We start from the raw sequence: 20,145 nt of genomic DNA on the forward strand, positions 1-20,145 counted from the left end.
GAAGGCCTGCCGCCGCATGATCCTGCTGCTGTCGACGTCCGACACCGATCTGCTCAGCGCCCGCGCCGCCGCCAACGGCCCCGTCCCGTACCGGTTCGCGAACCCCTCCCGCCTTCCCCTGGACGACCTGCCCGCCCTCCTCGACGGGGTCGAACTGGTCGTCGTACGCCTCCTCGGCGGCCTGCGCGCCTGGCAGGACGGCCTCGACCTCCTCCTGGCCCCCGACCAGCACCGCCCGGTCGTGGTCCTGACCGGCGAACAGGCCCCCGACGCGCAGCTGATGGAGGCCTCGACCGTCCCCATCGGCATCGCCGCCGAAGCGCACGGCTACCTCGCCCACGGCGGCCCCGCCAACTTGGACCAGCTGGCCCGCTTCCTCTCCGACACCGTGCTGCTGACCGGCCACGGCTTCGAACCCCCGGCCGCCGCCCCCACTTGGGGCCCGCTGGAGCGCACCCCGGCCCGTACCACCGGTCCCCGCATCGCCGTGCTGTACTACCGCGCCCACCAGATGAGCGGCAACACCGCTTTCGTGCACGCCCTGTGCGAGGCCATCGAGGCCCACGGCGCCCAGCCGCTCCCCCTCTACGTCTCCTCCCTCCGCGCCCCGGAGCCGGAACTGCTCACCGCCCTGGAGTCGGCGGACGCCATCGTCACCACCGTCCTCGCGGCGGGCGGCACGAAGCCCGCGACCGCCTCGGCGGGCGGCGACGACGAGTCCTGGGACGCGGGCGCGCTGGCCGCGCTCGGCGTGCCGATCCTCCAGGCCCTGTGCCTGACGGGCTCCCGCAGCGCGTGGGAGGAGAACGACGAGGGCCTGTCCCCGCTGGACGCCGCCACCCAGGTGGCCGTCCCGGAGTTCGACGGCCGCCTGATCACCGTCCCGTTCTCCTTCAAGGAGCTCGACGAGGACGGCCTGCCCGCCTACGTCGCCGACCCCGAGCGGGCCGCCCGCGTCGCGGGCATCGCCGTACGCCACGCCCGGCTGCGCCACATCGAGCGCCGTGACAAGAGGGTCGCGCTGGTCCTCTCCGCGTACCCGACGAAGCACTCCCGCATCGGCAACGCGGTCGGCCTGGACACCCCGGCCAGCGCCGTCGAACTCCTGCGCACCCTCGTCGCCGGCGGCTACGACTTCGGTCCCGTCGACGAGATCCCGGGCCTGGTCTCCGGCGACGGCGACGAGTTGATCCGTGCCCTGATCGAGGCCGGCGGCCACGACCAGGACTGGCTCACCGAGGAGCAGCTGGCCCGCAACCCCGTCCGCATCCCGGCCGCCGACTACAAGCGCTGGTTCGCCGAACTCCCGGCCGAACTGCGCGACAGCGTCAACGAACACTGGGGCGAGGCGCCCGGCAACATGTTCGTGGACCGTTCCGCGAACCCGGAGGGCGACATCATCCTCGCGGCGCTGCGCCGCGGCAACCTCCTCATCCTCATCCAGCCGCCGCGCGGCTTCGGCGAGAATCCGATCGCGATCTACCACGACCCGGACCTGCCGCCCTCGCACCACTACCTGGCCGCGTACCGCTGGATCCAGGCCCGCGCGGAAGACGGCGGTTTCGGCGCGGACGCGATGATCCACCTGGGCAAGCACGGCAACCTCGAATGGCTTCCGGGCAAGAACGCCGGCCTCTCCGCCTCCTGCGCCCCGGACGCCGCCCTCGGCGACCTGCCCCTCATCTACCCGTTCCTCGTCAACGACCCGGGCGAGGGCACGCAGGCCAAGCGCCGCGTGCACGCCACCCTGGTCGACCACCTGGTGCCGCCGATGGCGCGCGCCGAGTCGTACGGCGACATCGCCCGCCTCGAACAGCACCTGGACGAGTACGCGCAGATCAGTGCCATGGACCCGGCGAAGCTGCCCGCCATCCGGGCCCAGATCTGGACGCTGATCCAGGCGGCGAAGCTCCACCACGACCTGGGCCTGGAAGAGCGCCCCGACGACGAGGGCTTCGACGACTTCCTCCTCCACGTCGACGGCTGGCTCTGCGAGGTCAAGGACGCGCAGATCCGGGACGGACTCCACGTCCTGGGCGGCGCCCCGACCGGTGAGGCCCGCGTCAACCTGGTCCTGGCGATCCTGCGCGCCCGCCAGATCTGGGGCGGTACGACGGCTCTGCCCGGCCTGCGCGAGGCGCTCGGCCTGGACGAGTCCGCGGCGACCCGCACCTCGGCGGACGCGGTGGAGGCGACGGCCCGCGCCCTGGTGCAGGCGATGGAGGACGCGAACTGGTCCCCCGAAGCGGTCGCGTCGATCGCCGCGAACCACCCCCCGGAGGTCTCGGCGGTCCTTACTTTCGCGGCAAGGGAGGTCGTCCCCCGCCTGGCCGGCACGACGGACGAGATCGCCCACGTCGTCGCCGCCCTCGACGGTCGTTTCATCCCGGCGGGCCCCTCCGGCTCCCCGCTCCGCGGTCTGGTCAACGTCCTGCCGACCGGCCGCAACTTCTACTCGGTCGACCCGAAGGCCGTCCCCTCCCGCCTGGCGTGGGAGACGGGCCAGGCACTCGCCGACTCCCTCCTGACCCGCTACCGCACGGACAACGGCGAATGGCCCGCCTCCGTGGGCCTGTCCCTGTGGGGCACGAGCGCGATGCGCACCTCGGGCGACGACGTGGCGGAAGCCTTGGCCCTCCTCGGCATCCGCCCGGTCTGGGACGAGGCCTCGCGCCGCGTCACGGGCATCGAGCCCATCCCCCTCCCGGAACTCGGCCGCCCCCGCATCGATGTCACCCTGCGCATCTCGGGCTTCTTCCGCGACGCGTTCCCCCACGTCATCGCCCTCCTCGACGACGCGGTCCGGCTGGCGGCCTCGCTGGACGAACCGTCCTCCGAGAACTACATCCGCGCCCACGCCCAAGCGGACCTCTCCCTCCACGGGGACGAACGCCGCGCCACCACCCGTATCTTCGGCTCGCGCCCGGGCACGTACGGCGCCGGCATCCTCCAGCTGATCGACTCCCGCGACTGGCGCACCGACGCCGACCTCGCGGAGGTCTACACGGTCTGGGGCGGCTACGCGTACGGCCGCGGCTTGGAGGGCCGCCCGGCCCGCGCCGAGATGGAGACCGCCTACAAGCGGATCACCGTAGCCGCGAAGAACACGGACACGCGCGAGCACGACATCGCGGACTCCGACGACTACTTCCAGTACCACGGCGGCATGGTCGCCACCGTCCGCGCCCTGCGCGGCACGGCCCCCGAGGCGTACATCGGCGACTCCACCCGTCCGGAAACGGTCAAGACCCGCACCCTGGTCGAAGAGACCTCGCGCGTCTTCCGGGCCCGCGTCGTGAACCCCAAGTGGATCGAGGCGATGCGCCGCCACGGCTACAAGGGCGCCTTCGAACTCGCGGCCACGGTGGACTACCTCTTCGGCTACGACGCCACCACCGGCGTCATCGCCGACTGGATGTACGACAAGCTCACGGAGACCTACGTCCTGGACCCGGAGAACCGCGCCTTCCTCGAACAGGCCAACCCCTGGGCCCTCCACGGCATCGCGGAACGCCTCCTGGAAGCCGAGTCCCGCGGCATGTGGGAAAAGCCGGACCCCCAGATCCTCGAATCCCTCCGCCAGGTCTACCTGGACACGGAAGGCAACCTGGAATCCGAGTCCGAATAACCCCTCCTTCCGAATAAGAAGGCCGTCTCCCCCGCCCCGGGGAGGCGGCCTTCGGCGTGTCGCGGCGGCGCCATCGCACGTGCGGCTCCGCCGCGCCGGCGAACGGCGGGTTCGTCACCTGATGCGGTGAACTGCCCCTTGGTGTGGGGCGGGGCGGGGTAGGGCACTGCTGATCTCGTGCGGGGGGCCGGTCCCACGGGGTCCCCGCACCCTCGGACGAAAGGCTCTACCCGCCGTGACACAGCCGTTTCGACTGCCGGATTTCTACGTGCCCTATCCGGCGCGACTGAACCCGCATCTGGGGTCCGCGAGAGCCCACGCCAAGAAGTGGGCCCGTGACTTCGGGATGCTGGAGGGGTCCGGCGTCTGGGAGGAGAAGGACCTCGACTCGCACGACTACGCGCTCCTGTGCTCCTACACCCACCCGGACTGCGACAGCGACGCGCTGAGCCTGGTCACCGACTGGTACGTGTGGGTCTTCTTCTTCGACGACCACTTCCTGGAGCTGTACAAGCGCTCGCAGGACCGTGCGGGCGCCAAGGCGTACCTCGACGGTCTGGCCGCCTTCATGCCCATGGATCTGGCCGACGGGTTCCCCGAGCCGTCGAACCCGGTCGAGGCGGGGCTGCGGGACCTGTGGCTGCGCACCGTGCCCGCGATGTCGATGGACTGGCGGGAACGATTTTCCGAGTCGACCAAGAACCTACTCGACGAGTCGATGTGGGAACTGGCCAACATCGACATCGGCCGCGTGGCGAACCCGCTCGAATACATCGAGATGCGCCGCAAGGTGGGCGGCGCGCCCTGGTCCGCCGGACTGATCGAGTACGTGTCCGCGGAGGTTCCCGCCCGGGTCGCGCGCTCGCGGGCGCTCGGCGTACTGCGGGACGCCTTCTCCGACGCCGTGCACATCAGGAACGACATCTTCTCCTACGAGCGCGAGGTGGGCGATGAGGGGGAACTGTCCAACGCCGTACTGGTGTTGGAGACCTTCCTCGGTTGCGGCACGCAGGAGGCCGCGGAATCCGCCAACGACCTGCTCACCTCCCGCCTCCAGCAGTTCGAGCAGACGGCGCTCTGCGAACTCCCCCAACTCTTCGCCGACCACGCCATGGACCCCGCCGAGATCGCGGCCGTCCTCGCCTACACCAAGGGCCTCCAGGACTGGCAGTCCGGCGGCCACGAGTGGCACATGGTCTCCAGCCGCTACATGAACAAGGAGGCCCGGGCCACCGCCCCGGTCACCCTGCCGTTCCTTCCCAGCGGCCTCGGCACCACCGCCCTCGACGTCCGCTCGATCCTGGAGCCCCGTGCGATGGAGTCGCGCCGCCGCAGCTTCACGCACGTCCCGTTCGAGCCCACCGGCCCTTCCGTCATCCCCGACATCTACATGCCCCACCGGCTCAGCCTCAGCCCCCACCTCGCGCACGCCCGGGAGGAATCGGTGGCGTGGGCGCGGCGCACGGGCCTGCTGGACCCCCGGCCCGGCGACCCGGGATCGGCCATCTGGACCGAGGAGAAGCTCCGCGGCTACGACTTCGCCCTCTGCTCGGCCGGCATCGACCCCGACGCGACGCCCGAATCGCTGGCGCTGAACGCCTCCTGGCTGACCTGGGGCACCTACGGCGACGACTACTACCCGCCCGTGTTCGCACAGGGCAAGAACCTCGCCGCCGCCAAGGCCACCACCGCCCGCCTCATCTCCATGGTCCCCGTCGACCACGCCGAGCAGCCCGAGCCGGTCACCGCCATGGAGCGCGGCCTGGCCGATTTGTGGGCGCGTACCAGCGCCGGCATGTCCCCCGAGCAGCGCACCGAGTTCCGCGCCACCCTCGTGGAAATGCTGGAGAGCTGGCTGTGGGAGGTGGACAACCAGATCCAGAACCGCATCCCGGACCCGGTGGACTACGCCGAGATGCGGCGCCTCACCTTCGGCTCGCGCCTCACCATGTACCTGTGCCGCCTCGGGCACCAGGGCCGGGGCATCCCCCGGGAGATCTACTCCTCGGGCACCATCCGGTCGTTGGAGAACGCCGTCGCCGACGCCGCGTGCCTGATCAACGACATCTTCTCGTACCAGAAGGAAGTGGAGTTCGAGGGGGAGATCCACAACTATATTCTGGTCACCAGGAACTTCTTCGACATCGGTTATCCGGAGGCCCTGCGCATCTGCCACGGCCTGATGACCCGGCGCACGGAGGAGTTCGAGCACATCGTCGCCCACCAACTGCCGCTGCTCTACGACGACTGGAAGCTGAGCGGGGAGGCCCGGGCGGCCATGGACGGCTACGTCGGTGAACTCAAGGACTGGCACGCGGGCATCTTGAACTGGCACCGGAAGATCCGTCGTTACCGGCCGCAGGACCTGCGCCGGCTGCCGGACGAACTGTCAACCAGGGTGTGGGACTCCGCCTTCGGCATGTCCGCGGCACGGATCTCCCTGCCCGCCTGACCCCCGCGGCGCGGGGGCGGTCCGCTCGCCCGCCCCCGCCCCGGGCCCTCAGAACTCGTCTGCCGTGTGCGGCAGCAGCGGCGTGCGCAGCGCCGCGTCGAGGGCCGCCGCGGCGCCCGCGGTGTGTTCCCGTACCAGCCCGGCGGCGACCAGCTCGGTGAGCCGCGTGCCGCCCAGGTACGCCGCGGCCAGTTCCCGCACGTCCAAGGCCAGATCGGGGTCGGCTCCGGCCCGTTCGTACGTCGCTCCCTGCGGGGCGGCCTTGAGCCGGAACCGTCCGGCGTTCGACGGCAGGCGTACGTCGGCCACCTCCAGCACCGCTTCCACCGGGGCCGCCCACGCCCGAGCGGTCAGCGCGGCCCGTACGTCGACCAGGCGCAGCCACAGCGCGGGGAACAGCGCGGTCACCCGTACCTGGTCCCGGTCGGCGGCGAAGGACAGCAGCGGGTCGTCCGGCGGGCGGCCCCAGGCCCGCACCGTGCCGGTCAGGTCCAGGGAGGCGACGCACTGCCAGAGGGCGGCGGCGACCTGCGGGGTGTCGGCCTCCAGCTCGTCCACTCGGACCACGCCCGGGGTGCGGAGCGGGCCGGCGGCCCCTTCCGGCTTCGTGCGGTAGAGCACGTAGCCCGCGACCGGTCGGCCGGGGGCGCCCGAGACGATGATCCTGGGCGGACTGAACTCCTCGTCCTCCTCGTCCTCCTCGCAGAGCCACCCGTCCATCCAGCGCTCCGGGTCGCGGGTGGGGCGCCCGGCCCGGGTCCCGCGCGCGGCCTCGTGGTAGGGCCCGATCACGGCGGGTGCCCCCGCCGGGTCGATCAGCCGCAGCGGGCGCCGGTCCGGCTGGACGCGCAGGGCGAGCGGACGCGTCGAGTCGATCTCGACGGTGACGCCGTGGGTGGCGCTGCCGAAACCGAACCGGCCGTAGATGGCGGCCTCCGAGGCCCACAGCGCGGCGATCGGGGCGCCCTCGGCGGCGATACGGGACAGTTGCTCGTGCATGAGCGCGCTGAGCACGCCGCGACGGCGGTGGGTGGGGGCGACGGCGACGAAGGTGAGGCCGGGGCAGGGCAGGTCCGCCCCGGGCACCGAGAGCCGGAAGTCGTGCGCGGCCATGAAGCCGACGAGCGCCCCGCCGTCGTAGGCGCCGATGCGTCCGCACCGGGTCAGCAGCGTGTGGTGGCGCTCGCGCACCTCCTTCCCCGGACGGTCGTGGAAGGCGAGGTACGCGAGCTCCAGCGCGCGGTCGATGTCGGCCTCGGGTACCGCGTGGATGTGCACCATGATCCGGAGACTAATCGGTCATCGGGGACCGCTCACCCCATAAGGGCCGGATTCGCCAACCTGGCCAGTTCCAGCGCCTGCTCGGGGAACCAGGCGCCGGCCGGCGGGTCCTGGAGGCCGCGCTCGGGGTCGCGCGGCCCCGCCGTTCCGCGCAGACAGGCGCCGTCGGACTCCCCCGGGATCTTGATCCAGAGCTTGGCGTCGTGCAGCCGGTCACCGGTGACGGTCGTGGGGCGGCCCCCAAGGCCCCGGCCGGGCGGGTTGCACCAGTCCTGCGGGTCGCGGTACTTCCCGGCGGGCGGGCTCCACACGCCTCGGCCGTTGCGGCTGCTGTCGCTGACGTAGTGCTTCATCCGGGCGCGGTCGGTGTCGGTCAGCCGGGTGGCGAGCCACTGTTCGGCCTCGCGGCGTGGGCGCCACTGGTCGGGGCAGTCGGCGGTGTTCCCACCCTTGTCGGTGTAGGCGAGGCAGGCGGAGACGAGGGTGGCGAACCAGGAGTTGGCCGCGTCGGGGTGGTAGTTGGAGACGTTGACGGCGAAGCCGGTGGCGCGGTCGATCCCGGCGTCGCGCAGCCGGGGCACGATGCTGTTGACGGTGTGCCAGCCCGCGTGCCCGGTGTCCAGGTAGACGTCGGCCCCGGGCCGCGCCTCCAGGGCGTCCACGGCGTACCGGATCTCGGCGTAGCGGGCGTCGGTGCGTGTCCGGGCGAGGTCGCCGGCGGACTGGCTGGGGCTGCCCCCCGCGGCTCCCGCCGCCGCGCACTCGTGGGGCAGCAGCGCGAGCGAGTCGGGTTCGAGGACGACCACGGCGCGGTGGTCGCCGATGCCGCGGGCGACGGCGTCGATCCAGGCGCGGTACGCGGCGCTGCCGTCCGCCCCGCCGGCGGAGTACTGGGAGCAGTCGCGGCCCGGCACGTTGTACAGCGCGAAGACGGGCAGCGTGCCCCGTCGGGCGGCGGTGCGCGCGGTCTCCCGCGCCTCGGCCTCGGCGCGGGCCGGGGGCTGGTCCCCGAGCCAGACGGCGTGCGGGGTGGTGGCCATCGCGGTGAGCGCCTCTGCCTCCGCCTTGTGCCCGGCGGTGGCCAGCTTGCGGGCCTGCGCGGCGGCGGCCGGCTTGGCCGCGGGCACGAACAGCGTCCGCTCGGCGGCGGGGGCCCCGGGCGCCGGCGGGGCGGCGGGCGGATCGGGTTCGGCGCGGGCGGTGGCCGTGGGAGCGGCGAGGGCCGCGCACACGGCGGCGAACAGCGCCGTACGGGCGAGGATTCGGCGGTACATGGCCCCGGACGCTGGCGCAGCGAACCGCGCCGGGTCAAGCACCGTCACCGGCCCGGCCGAAGACCGCAACCCGCCCGGGTGCGGCCTCGGCGTGGCGTGCGGGTGTACGGGGTCTTGTCCGGCGGCGGTACGGGGTACGGACCTATCTGCCCCGGTGAGGGTCAGCGCGCCGCCGGGCCGCTCCAGCCGGCCGGGACGTGGCCGAGCCGGATGCGCTGCGGGTGGTCGCCGACCGGGACGGAGACCCGCTTGGTCCCGGTGGCGAAGTCGATGGCGGTGACCCGGTCGGCGCCGCTCTCGGAGATCACGCAGGCGCTTCCGTCGCCGTCGACGGTGGCCCAGTACGGCTTCACGGCGGGCACCGGCGGCGCCTCGGTGAGCGTGGCCCGGTCCACGATCGTCGCGTAGTCGTCCATGGTTCCCGCGACGCAGAGCTTCGCGCCGTCGGGGCTCATCGACAGGCCGTGGTGACGGGAGTCGTTGACCCAGGTGGTGCGGTCGGTGCTGGTGGCGGGGTTGCCGGGCAGTTCCTTGATCCGGGTGATCCGATCGGCGGCCACGTCGTACTCGACCACGCCGTTGAAGAAGGACACCTGGAAGTAGAGCTTCGACTCGTCGGGACTGAACGACATGGGCCGCACCGCGTCCGAGAGGTCGGAACGGCCGAAGGCGTCGAGGCGTTCGCGCATGTCGATCACCCGGACGGTGCGGAACGTCCGGGCGTCGACGATCGTGATCTTCCGGTCGCCCTTCGTCCAGTCCAGCCAGGGCGCGTCGAGGGCGGAGGTGACGTCGCCGATGGAGCTGTTCCACAGGTAACGGCCGCCCTGCGTGAAGGTGTTCTCGTGCGGCTTGTCCCCGGTGGTGAAGGAGCCGACCTGCCGGCCCGTGGCGATGTCCAGCACGTGCACGGTGTTGGCGGTCGAGGCGGAGACGGCGACCCGGGTGCCGTCCGGTGACAGCGCCATGTGGTCGGCGCGGTACCCGGCCACGGGGAAGCGCCAGTTGACACGGCCGGTGCGGACGTCGATGGAGACGACGTCGGCGAAGCTGGGCCGGGAGGCGACCACGGCGGACCCGTCCGGCGTGGTGTACATGTCGTCGACGAACTGGTCGTGGCCCTCGCCCGCGGTGGCGCGGATGCCGAGGAAGAATCCGAGCTTCACGGGGTTGAGGTAGATCTCCCGCAGCCGCTCGTCCTTGTCGGGGATGATGTCGATCCGGCCGACCTTGGCGAGGTCGCCCGTGGAGGCGAGCACATCGGCGGTGCCTTCCCAGTTGTTCCCGACGAACAGCACCTCGCGCGGCGCCGAGCCGGACGCGTGATCGGGTACGGACGCGGGCGCGGGTAAGGACGCGGGCGCGGCGCCGAGCGTGGCCGCGGCCAGCACGCAGGCGGTGAGCAGGGTACGTGCGGGGAACCGGGACATTCGCTCAACTCCGTTACGGAAAGGCGCTGTTACCGGCCGGTAAAATAGGTGGAACGACGAAAGGGCGCAACCCCCGGGGGCGCGCCACTTGGTGGAATCGGATCGGCTCAGGCAGGGGGGTCACTTCTTCAAGCGACGGAACCTATCCGCCCCACCACGGTGTTCGAACCCTCGCGGTGGATCGGTATCCGCGCGCCGGTCAAGGAGGCGCCGCTGCCGCCACGGCGGTTGGCGACGATTTCGGCGGCGATGGACAGCGCGGTCTCCTCCGGGGAGCGGGCGCCGAGGTCCAGCCCGATGGGGGAACGCAGCCGGGCGAGTTCCAGTTCGCTCACGCCGACCTCGCGCAGGCGCCTGTTGCGGTCCTCGTGGGTCCGGCGGGAGCCCATGGCGCCCACGTAGGCGACGGGCAGCCTGAGGGCCGTCTCCAGCAGGGGCACGTCGAACTTGGCGTCGTGGGTGAGCACGCACAGCACGGTGCGGGAGTCAACCTCGGTGGACTCCAGGTAGCGGTGCGGCCAGTCGACCACGATCTCGTCCGCCTCGGGGAAACGGTTCTTCGTGGCGAACACCGGTCGGGCGTCACACAGCGTGACGTGGTAGCCGAGGAACTTGCCCATCCGCACCAGGGCGGAGGCGAAGTCGATGGCACCGAAGACGATCATTCGCGGGGGCGACACGCTGGACTCGACCAGCACCCTCAGCGGCTCTCCGCAGAGCCGGCCGTCGGCGCCGATCTCCAGCACCCCGGTCTTCCCCGCGTCCAGCATGGCGCGGGTTTCCCCGACGATGGCGCGGTCCAGCTCGGGGTGGGCGCCGAATCCGCCCTCGTACGAGCCGTCGCCGCGGACGACCGCCGCGCGGCCCATCAGCTCCGCCGGGCCTTGGGCGATACGGGCGACCGCCGCCACCTCCCCGCGGGCGGCGGCGGCCAGCACGACCGCGAGCACCTCCCGTACCGCGGAGCCCACAGGGACCGGGGTGACGAGGATGTCGATGACCCCGCCGCAGGTCAGACCCACGGCGAAGGCGTCGTCGTCGCTGTAGCCGAAGCGTTCGGCGACGCTCTCGCCGTCCTGGAGGGACTGCCGGCACAGCTCGTACACCGCGCCCTCCACGCATCCGCCGGACACCGAACCGATCACCGTTCCCTCGCCGTCGACGGCGAGGGCGGCCCCGGGTTGCCGTGGGGCGCTGCCGCCGACCGCCACGACCGTGGCGACGGCGAAGTCACGACCCTGCTCGACCCACCGGTTGAGTTCTTCGGCGATGTCCAGCATGTTCGGCCTCCTCGGAGGGGTTCGGTTCCAGTATCGGACGCGTGGAGGGTCAGGTGGCGGTCATCGCCTGCCCTACTTGACGCCCAGCCATCCCTCGATGGGGTGCAGGGAGAAGAACACGACGAAGATCACGGTCAGCGCCCACATGAAGGCACCGATCTCGCGGGCCTTGCCCTGCGCGGCCTTGATGGCCACGTAGGAGATCACACCGGCGGCGACACCGGCCGTGATCGAGTAGGTGAACGGCATGAGCACCACGGTCAGGAAGACCGGAATGGCGGTCGCGCTGTCGGCCCAGTCCACGTGGCGGGCGTTCTGCATCATCATCGCGCCGATGACGACCAGGGCCGCGGAGGCGACCTCACCCGGGACGATCTGCGTGATCGGGGTGAAGAAGAGGCAGGCGGCGAAGAACAGGCCCGTGACCACCGAGGCGAGGCCTGTGCGGGCTCCCTCGCCGACGCCGGTCGCGGACTCGACGAACACGGTCTGGCCGGAGCCGCCCGCGATGCCACCGATGGCTCCACCGGCGCCGTCGATGAACAGGGCCTTGGACAGACCCGGCATACGGCCCTGGTCGTCGGCGAGCTTGGCCTCCGTGCCGACGCCGATGATGGTGGCCATCGCGTCGAAGAAGCCGGCGAGCACCAGGGTGAAGACGATCATGCCGACCGTCATGACGCCTACGTCGCCCCAGCCGCCGAACTCGACCTTGCCGAAGAGCGAGAAGTCCGGCATGGAGATGGCGGAGCCGGACAGCTCGGGCGCGCCGTTCTTCCAGGCCTTCGGGTCGACGTTCGCCACGACGTTGATGATCGCCGCGATGACCGTTCCGCCGACGATGCCGATCAGGATCGCGCCGGGGATCTTGCGGGCCTGCAACATGAAGATGGCCAGCAGGGTCAGACAGAAGACGAAGACGGGCCAGCCGGAGAGCTGACCGGTGGCGCCCAGGCTGACGGGGGGAGCGAACTCCGGGCCGTTGCCGACGAAGCCGGCCTTGTAGAGACCGATCAGGGCCACGAAGAGGCCGATGCCCATCGTGATGCCGTGCTTGAGCGCGAGCGGGATCGCGTTCATGATCATCTCGCGGAGGCCGGTGACGACCAGGAGACAGATCACGACGCCGTACATCACGCACATGCCCATGGCCTGCGGCCAGGTCATCTGGGGCGCGACCTGCGAGGACAGCACGCCCGAGACCGACAGGCCGGCCGCGAGGGCGAGCGGCACCTTGCCGACGAAGCCCATGAGGAGCGTGGTCAGGGCCGCGGCGAAGGCCGTGGCCGTGATCAGAGCCTTCTGGCTCATGGTGTCTCCGGCGACGTCCTTGCCGGAGAGGATCAGCGGGTTGAGCAGGAGGATGTACGCCATGGCCATGAAGGTCGTGACGCCGCCACGAATCTCATTGCCGACGTTGGACCCTCTGTGGGTTATGTGAAAGTACCGGTCGAGCCAAGAACGCCCGGCGGGGGTGAGAGAGCCGTCGCCGGCCTCATCCGCGGTGGTCTTGGGCTCCACAGACGACTGGGTCATGGTGCCTAACTCCCAAGGTTCAAAGGGGCACCCGCATGGGGATTGGAGATCGCGGGATTTGGGATGGTGCGTTGGCTGCACGACCCGGGGTGACGGCCCGAGGCGACGCGATGGTTACTGCGGGTACTGCGGTGTTGCTGGTACTGCGGGTACTGCGTGGGGGTGCCGCCGGTAAGGCGGGCCGCGAGCGGTGCGGTCCGACGTGTTCCGGACTTCGTACTCCGGGCGGTGCGGCTGGAAGTGTGACGTTCCCGATGTCACACCGCCCGGAGAATCTGTGGGGGTCCGGGGGCCTCGCGGCCCCGGACCGTGCCGTCCTAGAGGGTGCCGGTGAGGGCTTCCGGACGGATCGGCGTCTTGTTGAGCTCCAGACCGGTCGCCTGCCGGATCGCCGCGAGGACGGCCGGCGTGGACGAGAGGGTCGGGGCCTCGCCCATTCCGCGCAGGCCGTACGGCGCGTTCGGGTCGGCGAGCTCCAAGACGTCGACCGGGATGGTCGGGGTGTCGAGGATGGTCGGGATCAGGTAGTCCGTGAAGGAGGGGTTGCGCACCTTCGCGGTCTTCGGGTCCACGATGATCTCTTCCATGATCGCGACGCCCAGGCCCTGGATGGTGCCGCCCTGGATCTGGCCGACCACGGAGAGCATGTTCAGCGCCTTCCCGACGTCCTGCGCGGTGGCGAGCTCGATGACCTTGACGAGGCCGAGCTCGGTGTCCACCTCCACCACCGCGCGGTGCGCGGCGAAGGTGTACTGGACGTGGCCGTTGCCCTGGCCGGTCTTCAGGTCGAACGGGGCGGTCGGCCGGTGCCGGAACTCCAGCTCCAGGTCGATCGCTTCCTCGCCCTCCAGGATGTCGGCGATGTCCGCCAGGACCTCGCCGCCGTCGGTGACGACCTTGCCGCCCTCCAGGAGCAGTTCGGCGGTCGCCCACGCGGGGTGGTAGGAGCCGTTCTTGCGGCGGCCGATCTCAAGGACGGCCTCGCGGACGGCCTGGCAGGTGTTCCTCACCGCGCCACCGGTCATGTACGTCTGCCGCGAGGCGGACGTCGAACCGGCGGAGCCGACCCGGGTGTCGGCCGGGTGGATGGTCACCCGCGTGACGCCCAGCTCCGTACGGGCGATCTGGGCGTGGACGGTGACACCGCCCTGACCGACCTCCGCCATGGCCGTGTGGACCATCGCGACGGGCTCGCCGTTGATGACCTCCAGGCGCACGCGGGCGGTCGAGTAGTCGTCGAAGCCCTCGGAGAAGCCGACGTTCTTGATGCCGACCGCGTATCCGACGCCGCGGACGACGCCCTCGCCGTGGGTGGTGTTGGAGAGGCCGCCCGGCAGCGCGCGGATGTCCGCGCCCTCCCCGGCGGTCTCCCACTGGCGCTCCGGCGGCAGCGGACGGGACTTGACCCGGCGCAGCAGCTCGGCGACGGGCGCCGGGGAGTCCACGACCTGGCCGGTGGGCATGATCGTGCCCATCTCCATGGCGTTCAGCTGACGGAACTCGACCGGGTCCATGCCCAGCTTCGCGGCGAGCTTGTCCATCTGGGCCTCGTACGCGAAGCAGGCCTGGACGGCGCCGAAGCCGCGCATCGCGCCGCAGGGCGGGTTGTTGGTGTAGAGCGCGAGCGCCTCGATGTCCACGTCTTCGAGGACGTACGGGCCCACCGAGAGGGAGGACGCGTTGCCCACGACCGCCGGGGAGGCCGACGCGTAGGCGCCGCCGTCCAGGACGATCCTGCACTTCATGTGCGTGAGCTTGCCGTCCTTGGTCGCCCCGTGCTCGTAGTGGAGCTTCGCCGGATGGCGGTGCACATGGCCGAAGAAGGACTCGAACCGGTTGTAGACGATCTTGACCGGCTTGTTCGTGGCCAGGGCCAGGAGGCAGGCGTGGATCTGCATCGAGATGTCCTCGCGACCGCCGAAGGCACCGCCGACGCCGGAGAGCGTCATGCGCACCTTCTCCTCGGGGAGACCGAGGACGGGGGCGATCTGCCGCAGGTCCGAGTGCAGCCACTGGGTGGCCACGTAGAGGTCGACACCGCCGTCCTCGGCGGGCACGGCGAGACCGGACTCCGGGCCGAGGAAGGCCTGGTCCTGCATGCCGAAGGTGTACTCGCCCTCGACGATGACGTCCGCGCGCTTACGGGCCTCTTCCACGTTGCCGCGGACGATCGGCTGGCGGTGCACGATGTTCGGGTGCGGGACGTGACCGCTGTGGTGGTCGTCGCGGTCCTCGTGGATCAGCGGCGCGTCGGGGGCGAGGGCGGAGGCCTCGTCCGTGACGAGCGGCAGCTCACGGTAGTCGATCTTGATCTTGGCGGCCGCCCGGCGGGCGGTCTCCGGGTGGTCGGCCGCCACGAGGGCGACCGGCTCGCCGTGGTGACGTACGCGACCGTTGGCGAGGACCGGGGTGTCCTGGATCTCCAGGCCGTAGTTCTTCGTCTCGGCCGGCAGGTCGTCGTAGGTCAGCACCGAGTAGACGCCGGGCATGGCGAGCGCCTCGGAGATGTCGATGGAGACGATCTCGGCGTGGGCGACGGTACTGCGCAGGGTCTGGCCCCACAGCATGTCCTCGTGCCACATGTCCGAGGAGTACGCGAACTCACCGGTGACCTTGAGGGTGCCGTCCGGGCGCAGGACGGACTCGCCGATGCCGCCCTTGGCGTGCTTCTGGCTGACGTTGGTCGGCGCGCCGGCCGGAACCGTGCGGGTGTTCTGCCCCATGGTCAGACCACCTCTTCCTGGCGAGCGGCCGCGAGGCGGACCGCGTCGAGGATCTTCTCGTAGCCCGTGCAGCGGCAGAGGTTGCCGGACAGGGCCTCACGGATGTCCTGGTCGGACGGGGAGGGGTTCGCCTCCAGCAGCGCGTCGGCCTGGACCAGGAGGCCCGGGGTGCAGAAACCGCACTGAACGGCGCCGGCGTCGATGAACGCCTGCTGGACGGTGGAGAGCGGGGCGCCCTCGCCGGTCCGGGAGTCGGAACCGCGTGCGGACCACCGCTTGGCCTCGTCCAGGGCGACGCCCTTGTCGCCGCAGCCGCCGGGGGCGCAGGCGCCGCCGTGGCCGTGCTCCTCGCGCTGCTTGGCGAAGTCCGCCAGGCCCTCGACGGTCACGACGTCGCGACCCTCGACCTGTCCGGCGGCGACGAGACAGGAACAGACCGGCACGCCGTCGAGCCGGACGGTGCAGGAGCCGCATTCGCCCTGCTCACAGGCGTTCTTCGAACCCGGCAGACCGAGGCGCTCGCGCAGGACGTACAGGAGGGACTCGCCCTCCCAGACGTCGTCCGCTTCCTGCCGGCGACCGTTGACGGTGAAATTGACACGCATGATTACGCAGCCCCTTCGAGCGAGCGGCCGTTTCCGGTACCGCGGTACTGCTCCCAGGTCCAGACGAGCTGGCGGCGAGCCATGATGCCGACGGCGTGACGGCGGTACTTCGCCGTCCCCCGGACGTCGTCGATCGGGTTGGCCGCCCCGGCGGCGAGTTCACCGAACTGCTTGGCGATCGACGGGGTGATGACCTTGCCGGACTCCCAGAAACCGCCCTCGTCGAGCGCGGCGTTCAAGAACTCCTCGGCGACCTTCGCGCGGATCGGGGTCGGCGCCGCCGATCCGATGCCGGTGCGCACCGTGCGGGTCCGCGGGTGCAGGGCCAGGCCGAAGGCGCAGACGGCGATGACCATCGCGTTGCGGGAGCCGACCTTGGAGTACTGCTGGGGGCCGTCCGCCTTCTTGATGTGAACGGTCTTGATGAGCTCGTCGGGGGCCAGCGCGTTGCGCTTGACGCCGGTGTAGAAGGCGTCGATCGGGATCAGACGGGATCCGCGTACGGACTCCACCTCGACCTCCACGCCGGCCGCCAGCAGCGCGGGGTGGGCGTCACCGGCCGGCGAGGCGGTACCGAGGTTGCCGCCCACACCTCCGCGGTTACGGATCTGCGGGGACGCGACCGTGTGCGAGGCGAGCGCGAGGCCGGGCAGCTCCGTACGGAGGTTCTCCATGATCTGCGTGTACGTGACGGAAGCGCCCAGACGCACCACGTCCTCACCGACCTCCCACTCGCCCAGCGGGGCGACGCGGTTCAGGTCGAGGAGGTACTCCGGTCGACGGTGGTCGAAGTTGATCTCGACCATGACGTCGGTGCCACCCGCGATCGGCACGGCTGTGGGGAACTCGGCCTTGGCGGCGAGTGCCTCCTCCCAGCTTGCGGGGCGAAGGAAGTCCATGAGCGGCTCTCTTCTTCGTTCGTCGTGTCGTTCACTTCAAGCCAGGCGACCCAGGGGACCCTCGACCGGTCGTTCACGTGTTGTTAACGCGGTGTGGAGCCAGTACACCGGCCGCGCGTCCTTCGGGTGCAGTCACCGAAACCATGAAGGAGTTGGCTGACGACCTCCCTCGTCTTGTAGATTCGTATGAAAGGCAGGATGCGACGACCTGCCCGATTTCCAACGGCAACATCGAGACAGATCGGCGGCGACATCATGCGGCTGCGCGCACTGCTGGAAACCGAGGCGCTTGGGCTGCGGCTGCTGGGCGGCGAGGAAGAACTCGACCGGACGGTCCGCGGGGTCATGACGACCGACCTGAGGGATCCCAGCCGATACCTCTCCGGAGGCGAACTTGTCCTGACCGGCCTGGCGTGGCGAAGAAATTCAGCCGACTCCGAGCCTTTCGTACGAATCCTTGCGAGCGCGGGGGTCGCCGGGCTCGCCGCGGGCGAGGCGGAATTGGGGGACATCCCCGACGATCTGGTCTCGGCGTGTCTGCGCAACCGGCTCCCCCTGTTCGCCGTGAACGAGGACGTTGCGTTCGCGACGATCACGGAATACGTGGTGCGGCAGGTTTCCGGGGAGCGCGCCGGAGACCTGGCCGCGGTCGTGGACCGGCACCGTCGCCTCATGACATCGGGTCCGGCCGGTGGCGGCCCCGATGTGGTGCTGGATCTGCTCACCACGGACCTCGATCTCCGGGCCTGGGTGCTCTCCCCCACCGGCCGGCAGATCGCCGGGGCGGGCGAGCCGCTGACGCCGGGCGTCTGCGCGACGCTGGCCAGCGAGCACCTCGCGGCGGTCCGGACGGGCCGCAGGGGACCCCACCGGATCTCGCTCCAGGGTATTACCTACTCGCTGTTTCCGATCAGGGGACACGGCCGCGCGCCGGGCGCCGTCACACGCGACGTTCGCGAAAGCGTGCTCTCCGACTGGCTGCTCGCCGTCGAGGCCGACGCGGGCGACTGGCCGGCCGAGCGGCTCGACCTGCTGCAGGGCGTCACCCAGCTGATCGCCGTCGAGCGGGACCGCAGGGACGCGGCCCGTACGGTGCGCCGCCGCCTGGCCCAGGAGGTGCTGGAGCTGGTCCAGACGGGTGCCCCGCCGGCCGAGATCGCCGCCCGCCTGCGGGTGGCCGCGCCGGTTCTGCTGCCCGGGTTGGGCGCCGCCCCGCACTGGCAGGTGGTCGTGGCCCGGGTCGACTGGGACAACGGGGACATCGCCGGAGGCCCGGTGGCCCAGTCGCTGCTGGAGGAGATCCTGGTCGACCCGTCCCTGTCGGGGCCGGAGCCGTCCGACCGGATCGCGGTGGCCCATGCGGGTGACGAGGCCATCGCCCTCGTACCGCTGCCCGCGCTGCCGGGGGAGGGCGGGGAGGAGAAGGGCCCCGACTCGGCGCTCCACGCCGACGAGCTGCTGGCGACCGTACGGGAGCCCCTGGCGGCCGGTCTGGCCGACGACGGGCGGCTCACGCTGGGCGTCAGCGCGGCCGTGCACTCCGCCGAGGGGCTGCGCGGGGCGCTGGAGGAGGCCCGGCACGCCCGGCGGGTCGCCGCCGCCCGCCCGGGACGGGTGTGCGCGGCGGGCCACCACGAGCTCGCCTCGCACGTCCTGCTGCTGCCCTTCGTCCCGGACGATGTCCGGCGCGCCTTCACGGCGCGGCTGTTGGACCCGCTGCGGGACTACGACCGCCGGCACCGGGCCGAGCTGATCCCGACCCTGGAGGCCTTCCTGGACTGCGACGGCTCCTGGACCCGGTGCGCGACCCGGTTGCACCTGCACGTCAACACGCTGCGCTACCGGGTCGGGCGAATCGAGCAGTTGACGGCGCGTGACCTCTCCCGGCTGGAGGACAAGCTGGACTTCTTCCTGGCCCTGCGCATGAGCTGAGCCCTCACACGGCCGGGTGCGCGGCGTCGCCGGGCCGGCACCGTGGAAAACGCGCCAGGGGCGGGCGGTGACGGCTGACGAGCCGTCCGGACTTTGTGAAAGAGTTCACCCGACCCCTTGGCCGGAGCCGTGAATTCGTGCTCTCATTTCGCCCCAGGGCTCCACGACGTGCTGCTCGATTGCTTTGGGGAGGGCAATGTGGCGGACACCGCCATGTCCGGTGCGGGATCCACGGGGGGAGAAGACCCCCTCCAGCGGGCGATATGGCGGCTGCGCTCGCGCGGCTGTTGGACCGACGCGGCGGCCCTGCTGACGCCGCACGCGGGCAACGCGCGGGCAGCCGTACAGCGGACCGCGCTACTGGTCGAGCGGTGCCTGTTCACGGGCCAGGGCTGGGCGGAGGCGGAGGACGCCCTCCGCATCGCGGAGGCGGTGGCCCAAGGCGACGAAGAACGGGGCGCGGCGGCGTGCGAGCGGGGCCAACTGGCCTACGCCGCGACGGTGCTCGGGGTGCGCGACCGGGCGGACGAGGCGCGTTCGGCGCTGGGTCGGGCGGCGGCGCTGCTGCCGCTCGGCTCCCGCAGCCGCCCGCTGTTGGACTTCCGGCGGGGCCTGGTCGCCGAGCACTTGGCGGACGCCCCGGAGGCGGCCCGCCCGGCCTACCACCGGGCGCACGCGGGGGCCACGGCGCAGGGGGACACCCTGCTGCTGTCCTTCACGTGGCGCCACCTGGCGGCGCTGGCCCTGCGGGACGGCGAGGTGGCGGAGGCCCGGGAGGGCTTCGCGGAGTCCCTGCGCATCCGTGAGGAACTCGGCTTCCTGATCGGCACGGCCCCCGCCCTCGCGGCCCTGGCCGAAGCCGAACCGGAACCGGAGGCCACCCGCTTGCGCGCGGAAGCCCGACGCCTCTTCCACCTCTTGGGCGGCATCCCCACCTGGCTGGCCGACCAGCTCCACCCCAGCCCGGCCTGACCCCTGCCCGGCGCCACCCGCGACCCCCGTTCGAGGCGCCGCCCGCCGCGGCCCGCCCGGCCCGGCGGCGCACGAGGCGGCTCTTCCAACCCGGCCGGACAACACCCGGCCCGGCCGACACACGGGCGGCTCT

General features: G+C 71.5%; 12 protein-coding genes. 4 read left to right on the plus strand and 8 right to left on the minus strand.

Features of this window, described 5'->3' with window-relative positions; genetic code table 11:
* The first annotated feature begins 16 nt into the window (after positions 1-16).
* Entirely contained in the window at positions 17-3,628 is a 3,612-nt protein-coding gene (gene cobN, locus ACV7NM_RS07430) for a cobaltochelatase subunit CobN (RefSeq protein ID WP_463409531.1), read from the plus strand.
* 235 nt (positions 3,629-3,863) lie between these two features.
* Positions 3,864-6,080 carry a terpene synthase family protein gene (locus ACV7NM_RS07435; protein WP_463409532.1) on the plus strand — a complete coding sequence of 739 codons (2,217 nt, stop codon included), beginning with the start codon at positions 3,864-3,866 and terminating at the stop codon, positions 6,078-6,080.
* A gap of 48 nt (positions 6,081-6,128) precedes the next feature.
* Here the strand turns inward: ACV7NM_RS07435 and ACV7NM_RS07440 are convergent, their stop codons facing one another.
* From ACV7NM_RS07440 to ACV7NM_RS07475, 8 genes are all read right to left on the minus strand, one after another.
* Positions 6,129-7,361 (minus strand): GNAT family N-acetyltransferase, encoded by a 1,233-nt coding sequence (locus ACV7NM_RS07440; protein ID WP_463409533.1) that lies wholly within the window; start codon positions 7,359-7,361, stop codon positions 6,129-6,131.
* 32 nt (positions 7,362-7,393) lie between these two features.
* Positions 7,394-8,635: a glycoside hydrolase family 6 protein gene (locus ACV7NM_RS07445; protein WP_463409534.1), complete on the minus strand. Its 1,242-nt coding sequence runs from the start codon at positions 8,633-8,635 to the stop codon at positions 7,394-7,396.
* A 161-nt stretch (positions 8,636-8,796) separates the two neighbouring features.
* A complete protein-coding gene (locus tag ACV7NM_RS07450) occupies positions 8,797-10,065 on the minus strand; it encodes a YncE family protein (protein WP_463409535.1) in 1,269 nt (422 codons plus the stop codon).
* 128 nt (positions 10,066-10,193) lie between these two features.
* Positions 10,194-11,345: an XdhC family protein gene (locus tag ACV7NM_RS07455; RefSeq protein ID WP_463409536.1), complete on the minus strand. Its 1,152-nt coding sequence runs from the start codon at positions 11,343-11,345 to the stop codon at positions 10,194-10,196.
* Between the two features lie 72 nt (positions 11,346-11,417).
* The gene (locus tag ACV7NM_RS07460; protein WP_463409537.1) at positions 11,418-12,881 is read right to left on the minus strand and encodes an NCS2 family permease; all 1,464 of its coding nucleotides are present in this window, start codon (positions 12,879-12,881) and stop codon (positions 11,418-11,420) included.
* Positions 12,882-13,198: 317 nt separating this feature from the next.
* The gene (locus ACV7NM_RS07465; protein ID WP_463409538.1) at positions 13,199-15,604 is read right to left on the minus strand and encodes a xanthine dehydrogenase family protein molybdopterin-binding subunit; all 2,406 of its coding nucleotides are present in this window, start codon (positions 15,602-15,604) and stop codon (positions 13,199-13,201) included.
* A 2-nt stretch (positions 15,605-15,606) separates the two neighbouring features.
* Complete coding sequence (locus ACV7NM_RS07470; RefSeq protein WP_463409539.1) at positions 15,607-16,209, minus strand: (2Fe-2S)-binding protein; 603 nt, start codon at positions 16,207-16,209, stop codon at positions 15,607-15,609.
* Positions 16,210-16,211: 2 nt separating this feature from the next.
* Complete coding sequence (locus tag ACV7NM_RS07475) at positions 16,212-17,108, minus strand: FAD binding domain-containing protein (RefSeq protein WP_463409540.1); 897 nt, start codon at positions 17,106-17,108, stop codon at positions 16,212-16,214.
* A 255-nt stretch (positions 17,109-17,363) separates the two neighbouring features.
* Between ACV7NM_RS07475 and ACV7NM_RS07480 the strand changes: the two genes are divergently transcribed.
* Together ACV7NM_RS07480 and ACV7NM_RS07485 are read left to right on the plus strand one after the other, a co-directional pair.
* Positions 17,364-19,040, plus strand: a complete 1,677-nt coding sequence (locus ACV7NM_RS07480; RefSeq protein ID WP_463409541.1) for a PucR family transcriptional regulator — start codon at positions 17,364-17,366, stop codon at positions 19,038-19,040.
* A 198-nt stretch (positions 19,041-19,238) separates the two neighbouring features.
* Complete coding sequence (locus ACV7NM_RS07485; RefSeq protein WP_463409542.1) at positions 19,239-20,012, plus strand: hypothetical protein; 774 nt, start codon at positions 19,239-19,241, stop codon at positions 20,010-20,012.
* Positions 20,013-20,145: the final 133 nt, after the last annotated feature.

The sequence above is a fragment of the Streptomyces sp. Tek67B01 genome (genome assembly GCF_055231995.1).